Source organism: Streptomyces ovatisporus (assembly GCF_042653885.1).
GTDB lineage: Bacteria > Actinomycetota > Actinomycetes > Streptomycetales > Streptomycetaceae > Streptomyces > Streptomyces ovatisporus.
Window position 1 is genome coordinate 543,431 of record NZ_JBHSFH010000006.1, and the last position, 19,214, is coordinate 562,644.

A 19,214-nucleotide genomic window follows, 5' to 3' on the forward strand; every position below is an offset into this window, starting at 1 on the left:
GGAAACGGGAAACAGCATCGAGCGCCTTGTCCATTTGGGAGAGGTTGCCGCAGTCTTTCGTGCAGCAACACCTCGGCCTGAACGGATGGGCTTGGGAGGTTTCCGTGCCACAGCCGTCCACCGAGTTCGGCGAGGAGCTGAGAAAGCGGCGCTTGGAGGCCGGCTTGAGCCTCACGGCCCTGTCGGGCGCCGTGCACTACAGCAAGGCCCAGCTGAGCAAAGTCGAGCGAGGCATCAAGGCGCCCAGCCATGACCTAGTACGGCTGTGTGACGGGGCACTCGGTGCCGACGGAGCGCTGCTTGCCCTGATCGCTCAAGCCGCTCCTGACAAACCTACCGAAGCAACGTTCGGCCAAGTCAACGAGGAGGACTGGATCATGCGCTTATCTCCGGACGGTCTGAACCGGTTCCAGCCCATGGGCCGGCGGCAGGTGATGAGCGTCGGCGTCGCCTCGGCGATGACATGGGGATCGGGTGCATCGGGTTCGCTCTCTCCGGCTGCGGGGGTTGGCATGCTGGAAGCCTCCCGCTCGCTGTTCACGCACTACAGGCGACTCGGCCAGAGCGTGGAGCCCAGTGTGCTCCTGCCGGTCCTGATCGCGCAGACGCACACTCTGCGGGAGCTGTCCGCTCAAAGCGACACCAGCACTCGTCAGCAACTGCTGTCGCTCGGCTCCCGGTACGCCGAGTACGTCGGCTGGCTGGTGCAGGAAACAGGGGACGACCGTGGGGCGCTGTGGTGGACACAGCGCGCAGTCGATTTGGCAGCGGCCGGCGGTGACCAGGCGCTAGCTGGCTACGCACTGGTCCGTAGAGCTCTAGTCACGATGTACCGGGACGACGCTCAGGAGACGGTGGCCTTGGCACGTCGCGCACAGAGCGGCGCACTGCCCCCACGGATCCGGGGGCTGGCCGCACAACGCGAAGCCCAGGGGCACGCACTTGCGGGCGATCCCCGTGCCTGCCTGCGGGCACTGGACCGCGCTCGTACCTTCCTCGCCCGTAAGGACGACGGCTCCGACGAACCAGTGATCGGCAGCATGCACCTTCCTGACCCTGTCGGCATGGTCACGGGATGGTGCCTAGTCGATCTCGGTCGGCCGCGGGAAGCGAGCGAGGAGCTCGATCGCCAACTCGCCTTGGTCGGCGAGAACGCACTGCGTACCCAGGTCCGCTACGGCGTGCGCCGTGCAATCGCCTACGCATCGGCCGGCGAGATCGACCACGCATGTGCACTGGCTGCACCCCTGCTCGACGGCGTGGCAACAGTGCGCTCAGCAACCGTCACGACTGACCTGCGACGCCTCGCCAGGGTTCTCACCCGCTATTCGAATCACCCTTCGGTCCGCCAGCTGGGGCCGCGTCTCAGCACGTTATCGCGCTTATCCAATTCCTGAAGGAGAGACCGCTGTGACCGAGGTTTTCATCAACTACCGCACGGGCGACGGCGAGAAGACTGCCGCTCTCCTCGATCAGGAGTTGTCCCGTCGATTCGGTAAGAAGTCCGTCTTCCGCGCCTCGAAGTCCATCCCTCCCAGTGAGCTCTACCCCGACAACCTCCTGACCGCGCTGCGACGAAGCTCCCTGCTTCTAGTCGTGGTAGGGCCAGCCTGGACGAGCTTCCGCAGCCAGCTGCACAACCCGAAAGATTGGGTGCGCAGGGAGATCGAGCTGGCCTTCTCCCATCAACTGTCAGTCCTGCCGATCCTGGACGGCCGGAAGACAGATCGGCTCAGCAAGGCCGACCTGCCACCTGAACTGGCGCGGCTAGCCGACCTCCAGTCCCTCCCGTTCGACACACACGACACCGAAGCCGGCGTCAAGCGAATCGGTGATGTGGTAGCCGAACTAGTTCCCTGGCTGAACGACTCGACCGACCAAGCCTATGAGAAGTCGCCCGCGCCGGACACCGTGACGAACTCGATCCGCGAAGTGAGCGGAACCGCAGTACAGAGCCGTGAATTCACCGGAGACGTCGGCGGCACCGTCGTGAAGGGTGCTCAGGGCCCTGTCCACGCGGGCAACGGCCACATCTATCAGAACTCCCGCCATGTGTCGGGTGACCGGCAGTTCTCGGGGAACGGGATGACGTATTTCGAAGGCGACAATCACGGGAACGTCCAGCACCGGTTCAACGAATCAGACAGCGGTGAGGACGAAGGCCGGTGAATCAGCACAGCAGTACACGCATCGAGAACCCGCAAGGATTCGTGCACACCGGCACCGGCGACATCCACTTCAACGTCGGCCCCCAACTACAAGAATCGGACAAACCGTCCTTTCGGCGCCTCGCCGAAGACCAACTCGTCCGCCTGCGACGTGTGCTGGTCGCTCCACCCGGCATGGGCGACGCCCGCGCCCTCCTCGCCGACACCGGCACTGTAATTCTGGACGGTGCACCAGGCAGCGGTCGTACCTCCACAGCCCGCGTACTCCTGCGCGAACACCACGGCGACAGCGGCGTCTTTCACGAACTGCTACCGGGTGAGGAGGACGGACTCCACCTCCACGACCCCGCTCTGGTCGAAAACGGCGACCAGTTGCTGCTGGACATGTCCGCCGCCGACGGCCAGCAGTGGAATACCGCCCGAGCCGACCTTTCCGCCCTCCGCAATACCGTGCAAGAACAACACGCTCACCTCGTCGTCGTCATGCCGCACGGCGGCACTCTCGACCCCGACCTGCAGCACTACCGCATCGAAATCAAGCCCCCCAACCGCCTTGACGTTTTCAGGCAGCACTTACGCATGCACGGCATACCGCACGAGCAATACGCTCAATCCGACAGCATCGTCACCGAATTCCTTAATGAGAACAGGCCGATGCAAGAGGTCGCGGACTTCGCCGACTTAGTGCGTCGCGCCAGGGAGTCCGCTCAACCCGGGGAGCACTTCGCGCAGTGGTGTGAGACCGCCAGGGGGGCACTGAACGATTACCGAAAGGACGTCGCCGAAAAGGTCGCCACACTGAGCGAGGCTCCTCAACGGGCTCTGCTGATCGTTGTCGCCACGCTGCACGGAGCGCACGCTGACGTCATCCACAAGGCGACGCAGCTTCTGCTGCGCACGGTCGGGCCCCCGTCGGAGGAAGCCCCGCTGCTACAGCACAAAGACCTCGCCCAACGGCTTGAAGAGATCTCAGCCACTGTCGGGTCAGGCGGAAAGGTGCGGTACACCAAGCTCGACTACGACTCCGCCGTACTCACACACTTCTGGGACCACATGCCGGACCTGCGCCCTCACCTAGGCGCCTGGGCAGCAGACGTCGTAGAACTCAACCACCCGCACGTCGACCCTCCGGCCCGCGACGGCCTCGTGACACGCCTGGCCGGCGAGTACCTACGGACCGGGCGCGGGGACAATCTGGCGTCCCTCGCCGAGCAATGGAGTTCCGGCGCGGCCAGCCGGTCACGACTGGAAGCCGCAGTACAAGCGCTCACGTGCGCTCTAAACGATCCTGCTCACGCCAGAGAATTTCGCGAACGCATCTATCAGTGGTGTGCCTACCGGCAGCTGAGAGGAGAGTTCGCACAGGTGCTGGTCAGGGTCTGCGCTGATGTCATCGCAGCGAGCCATCCGGACCAGGCCCTGCTCAGGCTCTACTACCTGGCCCGGCGCGAGCGCGGCTCAGCTCGTGCCCTACAAGCATTGTGCGACCTGGCGGCCATCAGTCGCCGACTGCGCCGAAGGCTGCTCGACCGCCTGGCACGCTCCCACCTCTCGCTGCCTGACCTCGACATCTTCCTGCGAGCCTGCGAGCCGGTGCAGCTGACGGACTCCCCTGACACCACACGGGCGCTGGTGGAAGAGAAGGGTGTGCAGCGCTCCCTCACCATCGGCTGGCACGCGGTACTGGCCGAACTACCGCGGGCAACGTGGGGGCCGCACGCAGAAAGCTGGCTCCACCGCGCCGCCCTCGACACCGGACACCGCGGTGAGGTCCTGCTCGATCTCCTCGTCAACGCTGCGGAGCAGTGCGAGGAATCGCGGGGCGAAGTCTTCGCCGCACTGTACGCAAGCGCCCGCCAAGCCGAGCGCACTGCTCCGGGAAGCCTCGCGCGCTCCATAGAAACCACCGAACTGCTACTCCACAAGATCAACGTTGCTCAGGGTCTGGAGCCAGCTACACCACCAGCATCAACCGGGGGGACTCGATCATGACTACCGCAAGAAAGACGACAACCGTCTTCCTCACCCTTCTATGCGGCCTTCTGCTCACCATTGCCGGCCTGACAAACCGGTGGCCCACATGGACATGGCCGACGTTGGCCGTGCTTCTCCTCGTTGTTCCCGCAGCGGCGTTCCGGATCGCTTCACTGCGCCGCGGATCCATTCCGGTGAGCTTCGAAGAACAACTCACGGCTCCGCCCGTCGAACGTACGGAACACCACGTCAGCCACGTAGCGCTCCCCAGTCTCTGGGACGACTACCGCTTCGTCTTCTCGGCGACCGTACGCTGGCATCTCATCAAATCACCTGAAACCATGCCCGTGTTGAACCCGGCAGGACTCGCCGTCGAGGCAGTCCTGAGCCGTGCCCGCAGCATCACCGAGAAGCGTGAGCCGACCCAAGCCTCACTCATTCAACATGAGCTCAGCGGTGCTCTGAGTCGTATGAGCCCGGAACCGACAGGACATCTTCAGGCCATGGCGGAAAACATCAACCTTTCCTTGCCCCAACAGGACCAGGAGCGTTTGGAGAGACTTGCTGAAGTACGGAAGGAAGGCGCGGTCTGGGAACACCAACGCAAGTACGAGCAGAGCAAGCGCCAGTACCTCGGTGAAGACGTACTGAAGGACACCGGCAGTGCGGTGGTCTGGTGGCTCGCCAAAAACGAAGAGCACGTGGAAAGGACGGTGGCAGACCTCCCTCTACTTGCGCAGCTCACCTCCGCAGCCAACGACACTGACATACCCGAGCGACTTCAGAACCTCCTGTCAGAGCCCCCAAGCGAGTCGGCCATGCCAGAGAACGCAGAGGTAGAGCCCGAGCCCAAGTCGCAAGCACGGACGGCGGAAGATCACCTCTCCGGCTTCTTCGACTCCATGGGCTTCACCGAGGGAGACATTCGGCGGGGGATGCTGGCCAAACAGATCTCCAACATCATCACGAAACAGAACCAACACGAGACAGCCGAAGGCCTGTTACGCCGATTCGATCCACCGACTGCCTCCACCCAGAACGACCCTGAGGGGCCGACTTCTGACGACGACGCGACCGACGAGACGTCCACGTCCGCACGCACTTAGGAGAAGGCTATGGACAGCGAGTTGGCCATTCTCGCATCCTCGGGAGCAACCACACTGGTCTCCCTCATGGTCACCGACTCATGGACACATGCCCGTGAACTTGTCGGACGCCTCCTGGCACGTACTGGTTCGGACACCGCCGCACTCCCCGACCTGGACAACGCAAGGACTCGGCTGCTCACCGGCGACGGCACGATGGACGAACAGACCGCCTCCGAGGTCAGAAACCAGTGGCACGCCCACCTACAACAGCTCGTCGAAGTCGGGGCAATCACCAGCGACGACCTACGTGTTCTGCTCACCTCGCTGCAGCAACTCGCCGCCACCTCAGCCACACGTCGTGACATCGTGCACAACGACATCAACGGCGGCGTTCAGCACGGTCCCGTCATCCAATCAGGCCGAATCACCGGGCTTACCTTCCACGTCGATCAGCCCTCACCCCCCACCCCGGGTTGAGCACCAGGACGGCGCGAAGGGAAGCACTCACACCAGAGGCACACACATGGCGATCGACGCTGAGGGCTTGTGTCGTCCTCATAGGGCGCCCGAGATTGTGGGGACCACTTGGGGGCCACACGCTGTGCGTGCCGCTGAACAATCCCAGTTCAACCGAACGAGCCAGCGTGCGCCGTCAGAGTCCTGACCTGCACATATCTCCACCGCGATCTGCTGGGGGTCAAGGGGTCGTGGGTTCAAATCCCGCCGTCCCGACAGAAGTTTCGCAGGTGAGGGGCGGTCTCTCGAATTCGAGAGACCGCCCCTCACTGCTGCTGCGACCTGCTACGACATCAGTGGGAGAAATCTGAGTCGCTGGCGGTGGACTGGCTCATCGGGCTGATGGTGTCATCAGGCACTGGCAGCTCCCCAGCTCGTCGTCATCGGCTCATCAGCCGAGCGTGGTGATGGCCGAGGGCCGCGTGCGGGTCGCTGCCGGTCGGGCTGTGGTCGGTGTGGACTGTGGCGGCGGTCAGTCGTGGCACCGCGTGGATCAGCGCGTGTTCAGCTTCGACGGCCAACTGGTGCGCGGCCACGACGGTCAGGCTCGGGTCGACGATGATGTCCGCCTCTGCACGCAGGGCATGGCCGATCCAGCGCATTCGCACCTGCCCCACGCCTCGAATGCCGTCCACCCCTCGCATTGCTTCCTCTGCCCGTTCCACAAGGTGCGGGTCGACGGAGTCCATCAGCCGCCGATACACCTCCCTTGCGGCGTCCTTGAGGACGAACAGGATCGCTGCGGTGATGAGCAGACCGATGACCGGGTCCGCGTATCGCCAGCCGAGGGCTGCGCCGCCGGCGCCCAAGAGGACGGCGAGGGAGGTGAAGCCGTCGGTGCGGGCGTGCAGGCCGTCGGCGACCAGAGCGGCTGATCCGATGCGCCGTCCGGTGCGGATGCGGTAGCGGGCGACCCACTCATTGCCCGCGAATCCCGAAAGGGCCGCGGCGGCGACAGCCCACAGATGGGTGACGTCACGAGGGTTGAGCAGCCGGTCCAGTGCAGCCCAGGCGGCGAGGGCCGCGGAGGCAGCGATGGTGAGGACGATGAGGATGCCGGCCAGGTCTTCGGCGCGGCCGTAGCCGTAGGTGTAGCGGCGGTTGGCCGCTCGCCGCCCGAGCATGAACGCGATGCCCAGCGGCACAGCAGTCAGTGCGTCCGCGGCGTTGTGGATCGTGTCCCCGAGCAGGGCGACCGAGCCGGACAGAGCCACGATCACCGCCTGAACGGCAGTGGTCAGCCCGAGGACGGCAAGGGAGATCCACAGCGTGCGCATCCCCTCCCGGGATGTCTCCATCGCCGCATCCACCTTGTCGGTTGCTTCGTGGCTGTGTGGCGTGACGACGTGCGCAAGCTGGTATCGCAGTCGCGCCCTCCAGGAGCGGTTCGCGTTGCCGTGATCGTGGTGATGGTCGGTGGTGTGGTCGTGCTGTTTCCCCTCCATGACGGACACCGTGGCACACAGATACCATTGCGGCCACAGCCGTCATACCTACTCTGACCAGCTGCAATACAGTCGCAATTACCCTCGGGGGGTATCAGTTGCGCTGGTCGTCCACGCGCCCGCTCCCCCACAATCGGAACCCGCCCTCGTTGCGAGCCTGAGCCACGTCGAGGTCACCGGTTCGCCTTCCGGTACCGGGGGTCATGGTCGATGATGGGCGGCCATGCCACGTACGCGCCGAGCGACTCCCGAACCGCAGGCCATTGACCTGCCGGGCGGGGCTCCCCTGGTCGCTGCACGGGCGGGACTGTTCGCCCTGACCAGCCTGGCGCTGGGAGTGGGGGCCCATCATCTGCTGTCCGGGCAGGCGGTGCCGTGGCTGAGGGTGGGCGCCGCGGCAGGACTGCTGTTCGCCGCCGGTCTTCTCGGCGCGAGGCGTCGGCGTTCCCTGGCGACGATCGCGGCTGCGTGCCTGGCTGCACAAGCCGGACTGCACGAGGCTCTGGGCGGGCTCCATGTCACGCACTCCGCCGTGGGCATGCCTGGCCACGCCCGTGGTGCGCCCCCTGTGGCTGTCGACGAGGGGCTGCTCGGCGCGCACGACGCCTGGCATGTGAGATTGCAGCACTCGGCCACCATGACGGTGGCGCACGTACTGGTGGCGCTGGCCATCGCCGTCGTGATGCACCGCGCGGACGCGCGGTACTGGTCCATGGCGACGAGCGGTGCGAGCCCACTGACTCTCGTCGTGGCCGGGATCGGCCGAATGTTCTCGGCCTGGAGATGGTCTTCGGCCCGGTGCCGGCCGGAACCGGACCGGCGGCCGAGCATCGGCCTGGAGCGATCACCACCGAAACTCTCGGTGCTCGCGGATGTGGTGGTACGCCGCGGTCCCCCGCACGGGTTCGAGACCGCCTGAACCCCACGGGGCGGCCGACGCCTCCCCTTTCCACCACATGCTTGGAGCAAATTCATGTCCCGCACATCCAGACTGACCCTCGCAAGTCGCGTCGGTGTCCCCACGGTTGCCGCCATGGCGCTGGTGATAGCGGCAACCGGCGCGGCCGCCGCGCACGTCGAGGTCGAGTCCGAGGGCGCCCGTGCCCTCGCGAAGAACGTCACTGTCTCCTTCGACGCTGAATCGGAGTCCGACAGCGCCGGAATCACCAAACTCGAAGTCGTTCTGCCTGAAGGCATCGACGCGAAGGACGTCACCTACAAGGAAGGTCCCGACGGCTGGAAGCTGAAGCCCTCGGACGAGGGATACACCGTGGAAGGCCCCAAGGTCGGAGTGGGGCAGAACGCGTCCTACTCGATCTCCGTCCGTCAACTGCCGGACGCCGAGGAACTGGCCTTCAAGACACTGCAGAGCTACGACGACGGCCGGGTCGACCGGTGGATCGAAGTGCCGCAGGAGGGCAAGGCGGAACCAGAGACACCCGCTCCGGTGCTGAAGCTGGCACCGGCCGAGTCCGGCGCCTCGCCTGAGAGCGCGGCCCCTTCCAGTAGCGACGGCGCACAGTCACCCCCGGCCGAACAGCGTGCTGAGCCGGCAGCTGCGAAAGATGAGGGCGGGCTGCCCGCTGCCGTCTGGTTCGTCATCGCGGCGGCCGTCCTCGCCGCCTTGGCAGCGGCCGGCGTGCTCCTGATGCGCCGCGGCGCCAACTCGGGCAAGTAACGCCAATCCGCGTGGGGTGTGCGGATCGGATCGATTCCGTATGCGCGCGCCCCACGCGGAACGGCGCGAGTTGTCGGGCACTGGTCTGAACGGCACGCGACCCGGGGAAGGTTGGGACCACTCCGGGACCACACACCTGCGGATTCGGCCACCCTCGATCTTCTGGGGTCAGGGGGGCATTGATTCGATTCCCGCCGGGCCGACAGTGTGACGTCTCAGAGGTCGTCAGGTCCGTCTCTGCTAGAGGCGCGTCCGAGTCGGGTGAGGAAGCCTCGGCGGTCGAGGCGGCTGCGGGTGACGTTCACGGGACCGGGACCGGTGTTCGGCGCTCCGACCGCCCTCATGACGAGGCAAGATGGCGCGCATGTCTTTGGACACCCCCATACTGCACACCGCCCGCCTGCGATTGCGCCCCTTCACCGACGCCGACGCCGACCTCCTCTTCACGCTGCACAGCAGCACCTACGTGATGCGCTACTGGGACTCCCCGCCGTGGACCGAACGAGCCCGCGCCGAGCGCTTCATCGCAAAGTGCCGGAAGATGGCGGACGAAGGCACCGGGGCGCGGGTGGCCATCGACCGTGTTCCCGACGGGGCCTTCGTCGGCTGGTGCAGTCTGACCGGATGGAACCCGGACTACCGCAGCGCGTCGTTGGGCTACTGCCTCGACGATGCGATGTGGGGCCACGGTTACGCGACGGAGGCCGCGCATGCCTTGCTGCAGTGGGCATTCGACGCGCTGGACCTGAATCGTGTTCAGGCCGAGGCCGATACGCGCAACGTGGCATCTGCCCGGGTCCTGGAGAAGATCGGATTCGTGCGTGAAGGGACGTTGCGGGAAGACTGCGTCGTGAACGGCGAGGTATCCGACTCGTGGGTGTTCGGATTGCTCAGGCGGGAGTGGCGGCCGTCGGCTGTGCCGATTCCAGCCCGCGAAGAGCGGCGTCAAGACCGTCTCTGGTAGAGGCGCGTCCGGGTTGTCGCTTGGATACGGCTTTCGCCCCATGCCCGCATCCCCACAGGTGCACCCTGACCTGCCAGCCCGGACAACTTTTGTGTCCTGCAGGGACATCGCACGATCCGCAGTCGCAGATCGCGCCCTGACACGGCGTCACCGATGTTGAGCCGGCTGACGAGGACGATGACGGCGGCAGGTGCACGGTCGTTCCGGATCTACTGGGCGGATGCTCCGGCTGGGCCGGCTTCACGGCTGGGTCTAGGGTGCGTCGTTTGGATCTTCGTGGGTCGGCGAGCGGCGTCCGGTGCGTCCAGATGCCAGGCGGAGGATCGCCCTCGTACTGGGCGTACTCGGGCGACTCCGACAACGCAGCAGATGGGCGGGCCGGGCGTCGCGAGCCCGCGAAGATCCAAACGACGTGCCCTAGCACTCGGCAGCGTCGAAGGCGGGTGCGAGCGGCGCCAGCGCCGCGCGGAGCTGGTCGGGCAGTGAGCCGGAGGGCACGACCAGTCCTCCGGCGGCGAACTTCCCGGCGGCCCCTGCGTTCCCGGCCGGTTTGAGCCAGCCTTCCAACGCGATGCGAACCGCCGCCGCCACACTCGCTGCGAGGACGCGGGCCGTGTGCGCTCCGGCGTCACCCAGGCGCTCGGCGAGCACCGCCGCAAGAGGGGGCTCGATGCCGGCGGTGGCATCGAGGAACGCGTCGCGCAGCGCGGCCTGAGTGGTGATCAGCAGCAGCGCCTCGCGTTCGCGCTCACCGGCGTTCGTGTACTGCTCGACCACTGCTTCGGTGACGGCGTCGGCCAGGCGCACTCTTGCGGGCCGGACGGCGACCGCTGCCGCGATCTGCGCCTCCCGGTCCGCGGTGACAGCGGAGACGATCGCCTGCTCGCGGCTGGCGAAGTAGTTGTTGTAGGTGCGCGGCGAGACCCCGGCCGCCTCGGCGATGTCCTCGACCCGCACCTGGTCCGGTCCGCGCTCCACGGCCAGGCGCAGGGCCGCCTCGCGCAGCGCCTCGCGTGTGGCCTGCTTCTTCCGCTCCCGCAGTCCTGGTGCTCGTGTCGTCACGGTGTCAGCGTCCCACACGGAACTGCGTGCACGCAAACTTGCGTACACGCACTTTTCCTGTCAGTCTCGAACTTCCCGAGACCGAGACCGGATGAGAGGACGTCACCATGCGAGCAAGAGGAATGACCTACGACACCGGATTCGTCGTGCACGGCCAGCTGTCCCGCGAGCACTTCGACCCCGCGGTGGTGCGGCGCGAACTCGCCGTCATCCGCGACGACCTGCACTGCAACGCGGTCCAGATCATCGGCGGCGACCCGGACCGACTGGAGCTGGCCGCAGGTGCCGCCGCCGAACTCGGCATGGAGGTCTGGTTCTCCCCGTATCCGCTGGAGCTGGATACGGAGCAGATCCACACGCTCTTCCGCGACTGCGCCGAGCGAGCGGAACGGCTCCGGCAGGAGGGGGCCACAGTCGTGTTCGTCGCAGGGGTCGAGCTGAGCGTGATGAACCGCGGGTTCCTGCCCGGAGAGAGCCCCGAGGAGCGGGTCGAGCAGCTGATGAGCCAACCCGAGCGGCGGGCCGACGCAATGCACGAACTCGGCGTGCGCATCAACGCATTCCTCCGCGACGCCGCGGCCGCGATCCGCGAGCGCTTCCAAGGAAAGCTCACCTATGCATCCATCCAGTTCGAGCAGGTCGACTGGGCTCCCTTCGACATTGTGACGTTCGAGTTGATCCGCTCCGCCGAGGTCGCCGACCGGTTCCGGGAGGCGGTGCGCACCCTGGCCCGAGGCCCGAAACCGCTGGCCATCACGGGGTTCGGCACCGCGGCCTACTGCGGCGCGGGAGACCGCGGTGGGCGGGTGCTGGACGTGGTCGAGTACGACCCGGAGACCAGGGCCCCCCTACGGCTGAACGGCATGTACGAGCGCGACGAGGCCGGCCAGGCCGCGTATCTGAGCGATCTGCTGGAGATCTTCGAGACCGAGGGTGTGGACAGCGCGTTCGTGTTCTTGTTCGCCTTGCCTGGCTACCCGCACCGCCCTGACGGCGACCCCAGGGACGACCTGGACCGGGCCGGCCTCGGCATCGTCAAACTCCTCGAAGGGCGCCGGGGGCAGACCTACCCCGACATGGAATGGGAACCCAAAGCCGCCTTCACCGCAGTGGCACAGCGGTATCGGAGGTGACAGGCCCCGCGCACCGTGACGACGGCTCCGCCGGCGATTTCGAGGCTACGGACGCCCAGGCTTCGCCGAGAGGCACCATGTGGTCGATGTCGGGGGCCCGTCGGCCGGTGAAGGTCTTGCCGTCGTAGTGGCAGCGCCTGTGGCAGTGCAGGCGGGGAGAGGGCTGCGAGGCTGCGCATCGTGGTCGACGAGGAACGACGGTGTCCGCGATGTGCCTTCCCCTCCGCAGCGACGACGTCACTGGTCGGGCCGCAACGCCCCGGCACGTCAGCACCGCGCGATCCGGTTCGAGCCGCTGACCGATGATTTCGAGGTCGAGATCGTCGAAGAACGTGGTCATTCCTGAGCGCGGGCGGTGGCCGCTGCCGTTCGGGGAAGAACGGGCTGCCTGAGGATGGTGCGCAGACGCTCAGGTCCGACTTTGCGGAAGTCGCTGAGGTAGATCTCGTGATGCTTGCCGTCCATGCGAAGACCGTGGTCGGGGATGAACTCGTGGTGCATGCGCTCGAGGACCGCGGCTTCGTCGTCGAACGACCCGATGTGCAGCGTCTGCACGCACCGGCCCTCGGACAGACGCTCAAGGCGGACGTCGCCGAGACGTACGGGAGGGGCCTTGGCTCCGGCCAGCTCGACGGCACCTCGGAACATGTCCTGGTCGATCCAGTCAGGGACCAGGAGCATCATCGTCCAGTCCCACCGGGACTTGTCACGCGAAGCCGTGAAGGTGTCCATGTCCTCGGCCCACCACAGCCCCTCCAGGGGCGGGACGACGTAGTCCCGGCCGAGCTCCCGCTTGCTGGCGAACTTCAACTTGTACGCCACCGGATACAGCGCGCCGAGCGCCTCGACGAAGGCCGGTGAGGTGTTCGGATCGCCGTGACCGTCAACCATCAGGTACCGCATGGCGGGCAGGTCCACGACCCGGAACTCGCCTCGTTTCGCCCGGTAGCTGTCGAGGGTCTTCTTGAAGTCGATCTTTTCCGTCATGGGGTACCCGGGCTCGGGCGGTGAGCCACACCCTTCCTGCCTCCAGGAGGCCCAGTGCGTACGGCTCCACGCCCACCGCAGGGCCTGCAGAGCACAGGAGACGGGTCGACGATATCGCTCCCGATCTCGTCGGGACGAGCGGGCTCCGGCTCGATCGCTTCGGGGTGGATGTACTCGAAGAGCTCAAGGCCACCGCCACCGTCTGGCGTCTGGCGTCTGGCGCACAGGCGGGGCTTTGCGCCGTCCTGAACCGCTGGGACGCGCGCCGCCAGCTGGGGGGCCTGACCGCCGGCCTGACGCGCCGGGAACAGCCGGCCCAGTCGACGCGGTTGCATCCACGGAGGGGCCGGCGCCGCACGGACGGGAGCACGGAGACCACGAGGTCGTCCGCCCGACCGGGATCCCGGCCCCGGGACAGCGGCACACCCGCCGCTCAATCGGACCAAGATGTACTTCTGCAGGAGGACAGTTTCGTGACTGACCGGCCCTTGACGCTCATGGCAGTACACGCCCACCCCGACGACGAGGCCACCGGAACCGGAGGGGTCCTCGCGCGGTACGCGGCGGAGGGCATCCGCACGGTTCTCGTGACGTGTACCGACGGCGGTTGCGGTGACGGACCGGGAGGTGTCAAGCCGGGCGATCCCGAGCACGATCCGGCGGCCGTCGCCTTGATGCGCCGTGAAGAACTCAAGGCGAGCTGCGACGTCCTGAAGATCAGTGATCTGGAGATGCTGGACTATGCCGACTCCGGGATGACCGGCTGGCCGAGCAACGACGCCCGCGGTTCCTTCTGGCGGACCCCTGTGGAGGAAGGCGCCGCCCGGCTTGCGGAACTCATGCGGCACTACCGGCCCGATGTGGTCGTCACCTACGACGAGAACGGCTTCTACGGCCACCCCGACCACATCCAGGCCCACCGCATCACGATGGCGGCGCTGGAGATGACCGAGCTGACGCCGAAGGTGTACTGGACGACGGTGCCCCGCTCGATGATGCAGCGGTTCGGGGAGACCATGCGCGAGTTCCAGGAGGACGTCCCGGAGCCGGATCCTGCCGAGGCCGCCGCGATGGCCGAGATCGGCCTCCCCGACGACGAGATCACCACGTGGGTGGACACCACCGCATTCAGCAGCCAGAAGTTCGATGCGCTGGCCGCGCACGCCAGTCAGGGCGAGAACATCTTCTTCCTCAAGATGGGCAAGGAGAGGTTCGGCGAGCTGATGGGCATGGAGACCTTCGTACGGGTCAAGGACGCCACAGGCGCGGCCGTACCCGAGAACGACCTCTTCGCCGGACTGCGCTGATCGGCCCGTCCGACCGGGGCCCGGGAAGTTCACCGGCCGCACGGCGCGATCGAGGAGGCCACGCACCCGCCCCCTGCACCCCGAGCCGTTTGCACCGTTGTCGGGACGCCACCGGTCATGCCCGGATCGACTCAACCGACCGGCGGCCTTGAGGCGACGCCCCACCGCGAACAGGCCTCGACGGACCTCCGCGCCGGCGGGCCCCGGGTCCGGCTGTGCACGGCTGCACACCAGGGCCGGCCGGCCCTGGTGATGAGTTGTCGCGCCCGTACCCGTCACACCTACGACGGGATGCGACGAGGCGGAAGGATGACGTGATGAGTGCGGACACGCGGCGGGAAGAGCTGGGCGTGAGCGGGCCGGGCATGAACGGGCCGGGCGAGGTCGACGAGTCGGCGTTCTCCGGGCTGGCGGAGCGGCACCGGCGGGAGCTGCACGTGCACTGCTACCGGATGCTCGGGTCGTTCGAGGATGCCGAGGACACCGTGCAGGAGACGTTCCTTCGTGCCTGGCGGCGGCGGGAGACGTTCGAGGGGCGGTCGACGTTCCGGGCCTGGCTGTACCGGATCGCCACCAACGCCTGCCTCGACCTGCTGGCCAAGCGCCGCCCGGAGCCCGCAACCGGCGGCGAGGTGCTGTGGCTGCAGCCCTACCCGGACCGGCTGCTCGACGAGTTGCCCGCGGGTGACGCGGACGAGCCGGAGACCGTCGCCGTAGCGCGGGAGACGATCGAGCTGGCGTACCTGGTCGCGGTCCAGCACCTCGCGCCGCGCCCGCGGGCTGTGCTGATCCTGCGGGACGTGCTCGGCTGGCAGGCGAAGGACGTCGCGGAGCTCCTCGGGGACTCCGTCAACTCCGTGAACAGCGCGCTGCAGCGGGCCCGCGCCGGCATGCGGGAGCACCTGCCCGCCGAGCGGCAGGACTGGACCGGCGGCGAGGAGGACGCCGGGACGCGGGAGCTGGTGCGCCGCTTCACCGACGCCAGCGTCGCCACGGACATCCCGGCGCTCGCCTCGATGCTGCGCGACGACGTCCGCTGCTCGATGCCACCCACCCCTGGGCTGTACATCGGCCGCGACACGGTCGTGAACAGCTGGGTCGAGGACGGCTTCGAGGGCATGACGGGACTGCGCGCCGTCCGGACCGCGGTGAACCGGCAGCCCGCCGTCGCCTTCTACCTCTGGCGGAAGGACAGGGGCGCGTACCTGCCGCTGACGATCGACGTCCTGCGCGTCACCGGCGGTGCGATCACCGAGATCGTGACCTTCCACGACGACCAGTTCCCGCGGCTCGGGCTGCCGGAACGCCTGCCGCCGGAGGGCACGGAGTAGTCCCGGTGTGGACGCTCGCGCTGCGCGCCGGCGCGCGTGTCGCGGTGGTCGCGGAGGAGTGGTGCGACGCGTTCGGCGTCGTCACCCGCGGGCGGGTGGAGCTGGAGCTGCGCGACGGCGAACCCGGGCCCGTCCTCGGACGCGACGCCGGGTTCTGGCTCCGCGGCACCGGCGTCCGCGCCCTGCGGAACCCCGGCCGTCACACGGCGAGAGTGCTCGTCATCACCCCCAGGGCCGACCGTCACATGACAGTCGGCGCACCCCGCACGCCAGTCACCGAAAAATGGAGGACCGACATGAACAGCAATGACGACAGGGTCGTGGCAGGCCCGGCATCGGGCCGGACCAGCCACACCCGCCGACTCCGCGGGCTCGCCGTCACCGGCTTCATCGCCACGCTCGCAGCGGTCGTGGCCACCACCCTCGGCGCTGCCCTCGCCCAGGCCGTCGGCGTCGACTTCGAGGTCCCCGATGGTGGCGAGACGATCCCGCTGTCCGGGTTCGCCGTCGTGACCGGCTTCTTCTCCGTCGTGGGCATCGTCATTGCCGCCGCTCTGCTTCGTTGGAGCGCTCGCCCCGCCGAGCGATTCGTGTGGACGGCAGTGTCGCTGACCGCGATCTCCTTGGTCCCGCCCTTCCTCTCCGCGGCGAACACCGCCACCATCACCGCCCTCGTCGCGTTGCACCTCGTCCCTGCGGCGGTGATGATCCCCACCATGGCGCGGAGCCTCCGCACCCGGACCGATTGACGATCCGCAACGTGGTCGGGTGACTTGGCAGTTCTCATCCTGCCGCCCGGGGACCTGCCCCTTACGTGCCGGCCCCGGCGGCCACGACGTCATGACCTGCAACACCCAGGTCACGCTGGTACCAGGTGCCTGGCTCACCGCCGAGGTCGGCCGGGCCGGCCGGACCGACCGGGACGAACCCGGCCTTGGTCAGCACCTTCTGGGACGCGGCATTCTCGCGGGAGGTGGCCGCCCGCAGTGTGCGCAGCCCGTGCCGCGCCGCGGCAAGCCGGCACAACTCCCGGACGGTCGCGGTCGCCACGCCGCGGCCGGTGACGTGCTGCGCAACCCGGTAACCGAGTTCGGCAGCGCCGTCTTCGAAGTCGTACAGGTTGAACCGGCCCAGAACCGAGCCATCATCGACGACGAGCACGTAGAAAGCGCAGATGCCGGCCTCCTGTTCAGCCAGCAAGGCGCTGTGCCGGTCGGCGTACTGGGCGTAGAACTCGTCGCCACGGTCGGGGACCGAGGCAGCGAAGTAGGCGCGATTCGCCAGCTCGAAGGCCAGCACCGCTGGGGCATGCGCAGCATGCAGCCGCTTCAGCTCGGGCACGGGCCGACTCTAGTCAGACGGTGCGCTGAGGCCACCGGAATATCCGCCGGCGGCTGACACCCCAGGACCAGGTCACATGACGACCTACGACGGGAGTACCGGAGCATCACGCCGGCAAGCGCGGCAGTGAACACCAGAACCACACCGGCCAGCTGAAGTTCACCGCCAGTCGCAGCCGCTGGAACTCCGAACTCACCGTGCTCCACGGTCACATCGTCGACCGTCGAGAGGTCCGCCCCGTCCAGCCGGGTCTACGAGGTCCGCCCGGCACCTCGTAGACCCGGATACATGCCCGAGCCACCCCACTCGCTGCACTCGCGGGCACTTGCACGATCCTCGCAGTATGGGGAGCACTGGTCCGGATGTCTGCTGCACTGGAGGCATGTACCTCGATGAGCTACGCACGCTGCTGGCCAGGCATGTCCGCCCCGACTGGACCACCGCCATCGACGGCGTCCTGATCTCGAAGGTCGACCGTCCGGACCCTCCGGAGCCCTCCATGTCCGGGACTGTGCTTGCGGTCATCGCGCAGGGCGCCAAGCACCTCGCACTGGGCGACCGGGTCTACGAGTACGGGGCCGGGCAGTACCTGGTCGCCTCCGTCGACCTGCCCGTCACCGGGCAGTTCCTCCAGGCCGCCCCGGAGCAGCCGGCGCTGGGCTTCGGTCTCGTGCTGGAACCGTCCGCCGTCGCCGAGTTGCTGCTTCAGGCCGGTCCCGGAGACATCCCCCGCTCCGGCACCGGTGCACCGTCGGGGATCGCCGTCAGCGACGCCCCGCCCGCGATGCTCGACGCGGTGGTCCGCCTGCTTCGGCTGCTCGACGAGCCCCGCGACCGCGCCGTACTGGCCCCTCTGATCAAGCGCGAGATCCTGTGGCGCCTGGTCACCGGCGAGCAGGGCGCGGCGGTGCGCCAGCTCGGCCTTGCCGACAGCGGCCTCAGTCATGTCTCCCGGGCCGTGCGGTGGATTCGCGAGCACTACGCCGAGCCCTTCCGGGTCGAGGACGTGGCACGCCTGTCCGGGATGAGCGTCTCCGCCTTCTACCGCAACTTCCAGGCGGTGACCGCCATGAGCCCCATCCAGTTCCAGAAGCAGATCCGGCTCCAGGAGGCACGGCTGCTGCTCGCCACCCACCCGGGCGACGTGACGGGGGTGGGTCACCGTGTCGGCTACGACAACCCCTCGCAGTTCAGCCGCGAGTACCGCCGCCAGTTCGGCGAACCCCCGAGCCGGGACGCCGCCCGCCTGCGGAACACGGCACGCACTCCGGCGGGCGTCCTGACCTGAGCGGGGCGTGCAGCGGCGAGGCGGAGCGAGGACGAGTGGAGAAGGAGGATTGTGCAAGGGCGAGCGAGGATCCTTCTATCATTTGCGCAGGTCAGAGCGGTTCACTGGGATCAGGAGTTCTTCTGCGGAGCAGGAAGATGCCGCTTCGTGGATCCGACCACAACGCGAGGATCACACCATGAAGACCGTTCTGATCACCGGTACGTCGTCCGGATACGGCCGGGAGACCGCCCGCTACTTCCATGAACAGGGGTGGAACGTCATCGCGACGATGCGGACTCCGCGTCCCGGCGTCCTCCCGGAGTCGGACCGGCTCCGCGTCCTCGAACTCGACGTGACGAGGCCCGAGACCATCGAAGGGGCGCTGGAGGCGGCCGGGCCCGTCGACGTGCTCGTCAACAACGCGGGCGTTCCCTCGATCGGCGTTTTCGAGGGGACGTCCATGGCCCGGGTGCGGGAGGTCTTCGAGACCAACACGTTCGGCGTGATGGCGACGACCCGGGCCGTGCTGCCCCAGTTCCGTGAGCGCGGCTCCGGCGTGGTCGTCAACGTGACGTCCAGCGTGGTGCTGGGCCACATGCCGCTCACCGCCGTCTACAAGGCGAGCAAGATGGCCGTCGAGGGGTTCACCGCGTCCCTCGCGCTCGAACTCGCGGCCTTCGGAGTGCAGGCGAAGACCGTCGAGCCGGGCGCCTGCCTGACCACGAACTTCGGCGAGACCGCGCTCGACGGCGACTCCCTGGAAGAGGCCGTCCCGGAGCCCTACCTTCCCTGGGCGGAGAAGGTCATGAGCGGTTTCATGAACCAGGATCTGTTCACCAGGGAGAGCGACGTGGCCGAGACCGTGTGGCTTGCCGTGCACGACACGACCGACCGGCTGCGATTCCCTGCCGGCCCCGACGCGATCCGGCTCGCCGAGGCGAAGTGATCGA

General features: G+C 67.5%; 18 protein-coding genes. 14 read left to right on the top strand and 4 right to left on the bottom strand.

What is annotated here, in order from left to right:
- Positions 1-104: 104 nt before the first annotated feature.
- From ACFPA8_RS13645 to ACFPA8_RS13665, 5 genes are read left to right on the top strand one after another with little or no spacing between them, the layout of a single operon-like run.
- A complete protein-coding gene (locus ACFPA8_RS13645) occupies positions 105-1,397 on the top strand; it encodes a helix-turn-helix domain-containing protein (RefSeq protein WP_386447502.1) in 1,293 nt (430 codons plus the stop codon).
- Between the two features lie 13 nt (positions 1,398-1,410).
- Positions 1,411-2,169: a toll/interleukin-1 receptor domain-containing protein gene (locus tag ACFPA8_RS13650; protein ID WP_386447505.1), complete on the top strand. Its 759-nt coding sequence runs from the start codon at positions 1,411-1,413 to the stop codon at positions 2,167-2,169.
- Complete coding sequence (locus ACFPA8_RS13655) at positions 2,166-4,160, top strand: hypothetical protein (RefSeq protein ID WP_386447507.1); 1,995 nt, start codon at positions 2,166-2,168, stop codon at positions 4,158-4,160. Before ACFPA8_RS13650 ends, ACFPA8_RS13655 begins: the two co-directional genes overlap by 4 nt.
- Positions 4,157-5,248: a hypothetical protein gene (locus ACFPA8_RS13660; RefSeq protein ID WP_386447510.1), complete on the top strand. Its 1,092-nt coding sequence runs from the start codon at positions 4,157-4,159 to the stop codon at positions 5,246-5,248. Before ACFPA8_RS13655 ends, ACFPA8_RS13660 begins: the two co-directional genes overlap by 4 nt.
- Positions 5,249-5,257: 9 nt before the next feature.
- Complete coding sequence (locus ACFPA8_RS13665; RefSeq protein ID WP_386447513.1) at positions 5,258-5,707, top strand: hypothetical protein; 450 nt, start codon at positions 5,258-5,260, stop codon at positions 5,705-5,707.
- Between the two features lie 419 nt (positions 5,708-6,126).
- Here ACFPA8_RS13665 and ACFPA8_RS13670 read toward each other — a convergent pair whose 3' ends face one another.
- Positions 6,127-7,191, bottom strand: coding sequence for a cation diffusion facilitator family transporter (locus tag ACFPA8_RS13670; RefSeq protein WP_386447516.1), 1,065 nt, complete (start codon positions 7,189-7,191; stop codon positions 6,127-6,129).
- A gap of 223 nt (positions 7,192-7,414) precedes the next feature.
- On the opposite strand from ACFPA8_RS13670, the gene ACFPA8_RS13675 reads away from it, so the two are divergent.
- From ACFPA8_RS13675 to ACFPA8_RS13685, 3 genes are all read left to right on the top strand, one after another.
- Positions 7,415-8,110 carry a hypothetical protein gene (locus ACFPA8_RS13675; protein WP_386447519.1) on the top strand — a complete coding sequence of 232 codons (696 nt, stop codon included), beginning with the start codon at positions 7,415-7,417 and terminating at the stop codon, positions 8,108-8,110.
- 54 nt (positions 8,111-8,164) lie between these two features.
- Positions 8,165-8,869, top strand: a complete 705-nt coding sequence (locus tag ACFPA8_RS13680; protein ID WP_386447522.1) for a DUF1775 domain-containing protein — start codon at positions 8,165-8,167, stop codon at positions 8,867-8,869.
- 364 nt (positions 8,870-9,233) lie between these two features.
- Positions 9,234-9,833: a GNAT family N-acetyltransferase gene (locus ACFPA8_RS13685; RefSeq protein WP_386447525.1), complete on the top strand. Its 600-nt coding sequence runs from the start codon at positions 9,234-9,236 to the stop codon at positions 9,831-9,833.
- A 417-nt stretch (positions 9,834-10,250) separates the two neighbouring features.
- On the opposite strand, the gene ACFPA8_RS13690 is transcribed toward ACFPA8_RS13685, so the two are convergent.
- A complete protein-coding gene (locus ACFPA8_RS13690; RefSeq protein ID WP_386447528.1) occupies positions 10,251-10,895 on the bottom strand; it encodes a TetR/AcrR family transcriptional regulator in 645 nt (214 codons plus the stop codon).
- A 122-nt stretch (positions 10,896-11,017) separates the two neighbouring features.
- Between ACFPA8_RS13690 and ACFPA8_RS13695 the strand changes: the two genes are divergently transcribed.
- Positions 11,018-12,028 carry a hypothetical protein gene (locus ACFPA8_RS13695; RefSeq protein WP_386447675.1) on the top strand — a complete coding sequence of 337 codons (1,011 nt, stop codon included), beginning with the start codon at positions 11,018-11,020 and terminating at the stop codon, positions 12,026-12,028.
- 336 nt (positions 12,029-12,364) lie between these two features.
- On the opposite strand, the gene ACFPA8_RS13700 is transcribed toward ACFPA8_RS13695, so the two are convergent.
- On the bottom strand, positions 12,365-13,015 hold the full coding sequence (locus tag ACFPA8_RS13700; RefSeq protein ID WP_386447531.1) for a GyrI-like domain-containing protein: 651 nt from the start codon (positions 13,013-13,015) through the stop codon (positions 12,365-12,367).
- A 473-nt stretch (positions 13,016-13,488) separates the two neighbouring features.
- Between ACFPA8_RS13700 and ACFPA8_RS13705 the strand changes: the two genes are divergently transcribed.
- From ACFPA8_RS13705 to ACFPA8_RS13715, 3 genes are all read left to right on the top strand, one after another.
- Positions 13,489-14,322: a PIG-L family deacetylase gene (locus ACFPA8_RS13705; RefSeq protein ID WP_386447534.1), complete on the top strand. Its 834-nt coding sequence runs from the start codon at positions 13,489-13,491 to the stop codon at positions 14,320-14,322.
- Positions 14,323-14,639: 317 nt separating this feature from the next.
- On the top strand, positions 14,640-15,653 hold the full coding sequence (locus ACFPA8_RS13710; protein WP_386447537.1) for an RNA polymerase subunit sigma-70: 1,014 nt from the start codon (positions 14,640-14,642) through the stop codon (positions 15,651-15,653).
- A 5-nt stretch (positions 15,654-15,658) separates the two neighbouring features.
- Positions 15,659-16,402 (top strand): DUF6069 family protein, encoded by a 744-nt coding sequence (locus ACFPA8_RS13715; RefSeq protein ID WP_386447540.1) that lies wholly within the window; start codon positions 15,659-15,661, stop codon positions 16,400-16,402.
- Between the two features lie 61 nt (positions 16,403-16,463).
- Here ACFPA8_RS13715 and ACFPA8_RS13720 read toward each other — a convergent pair whose 3' ends face one another.
- Entirely contained in the window at positions 16,464-16,994 is a 531-nt protein-coding gene (locus ACFPA8_RS13720; RefSeq protein WP_386447542.1) for a GNAT family N-acetyltransferase, read from the bottom strand.
- Positions 16,995-17,376: 382 nt separating this feature from the next.
- Here ACFPA8_RS13720 and ACFPA8_RS13725 point away from each other — a divergent pair, with 382 nt between their 5' ends.
- Both ACFPA8_RS13725 and ACFPA8_RS13730 read left to right on the top strand, forming a co-directional pair.
- Positions 17,377-18,282, top strand: a complete 906-nt coding sequence (locus ACFPA8_RS13725) for an AraC family transcriptional regulator (protein WP_386447545.1) — start codon at positions 17,377-17,379, stop codon at positions 18,280-18,282.
- Positions 18,283-18,460: 178 nt separating this feature from the next.
- The gene (locus tag ACFPA8_RS13730; RefSeq protein WP_386447548.1) at positions 18,461-19,210 is read left to right on the top strand and encodes an SDR family oxidoreductase; all 750 of its coding nucleotides are present in this window, start codon (positions 18,461-18,463) and stop codon (positions 19,208-19,210) included.
- Positions 19,211-19,214 lie beyond the last annotated feature (4 nt).

What these genes read in the sequence shown, in the direction of transcription:
- ACFPA8_RS13660 (WP_386447510.1), top strand. Translation starts at nt 4,157, where the DNA reads ATGACTACCGCAAGAAAGACGACAACCGTCTTCCTCACCCTTCTATGC.
- ACFPA8_RS13665 (WP_386447513.1), top strand. Translation starts at nt 5,258, where the DNA reads ATGGACAGCGAGTTGGCCATTCTCGCATCCTCGGGAGCAACCACACTG.
- ACFPA8_RS13670 (WP_386447516.1), bottom strand. Translation starts at nt 7,191, where the DNA reads ATGGAGGGGAAACAGCACGACCACACCACCGACCATCACCACGATCAC.
- ACFPA8_RS13675 (WP_386447519.1), top strand. Translation starts at nt 7,415, where the DNA reads ATGCCACGTACGCGCCGAGCGACTCCCGAACCGCAGGCCATTGACCTG.
- ACFPA8_RS13680 (WP_386447522.1), top strand. Translation starts at nt 8,165, where the DNA reads ATGTCCCGCACATCCAGACTGACCCTCGCAAGTCGCGTCGGTGTCCCC.
- ACFPA8_RS13685 (WP_386447525.1), top strand. Translation starts at nt 9,234, where the DNA reads ATGTCTTTGGACACCCCCATACTGCACACCGCCCGCCTGCGATTGCGC.
- ACFPA8_RS13695 (WP_386447675.1), top strand. Translation starts at nt 11,018, where the DNA reads ATGACCTACGACACCGGATTCGTCGTGCACGGCCAGCTGTCCCGCGAG.
- ACFPA8_RS13700 (WP_386447531.1), bottom strand. Translation starts at nt 13,015, where the DNA reads ATGACGGAAAAGATCGACTTCAAGAAGACCCTCGACAGCTACCGGGCG.
- ACFPA8_RS13710 (WP_386447537.1), top strand. Translation starts at nt 14,640, where the DNA reads ATGAGTGCGGACACGCGGCGGGAAGAGCTGGGCGTGAGCGGGCCGGGC.
- ACFPA8_RS13725 (WP_386447545.1), top strand. Translation starts at nt 17,377, where the DNA reads ATGTACCTCGATGAGCTACGCACGCTGCTGGCCAGGCATGTCCGCCCC.
- ACFPA8_RS13730 (WP_386447548.1), top strand. Translation starts at nt 18,461, where the DNA reads ATGAAGACCGTTCTGATCACCGGTACGTCGTCCGGATACGGCCGGGAG.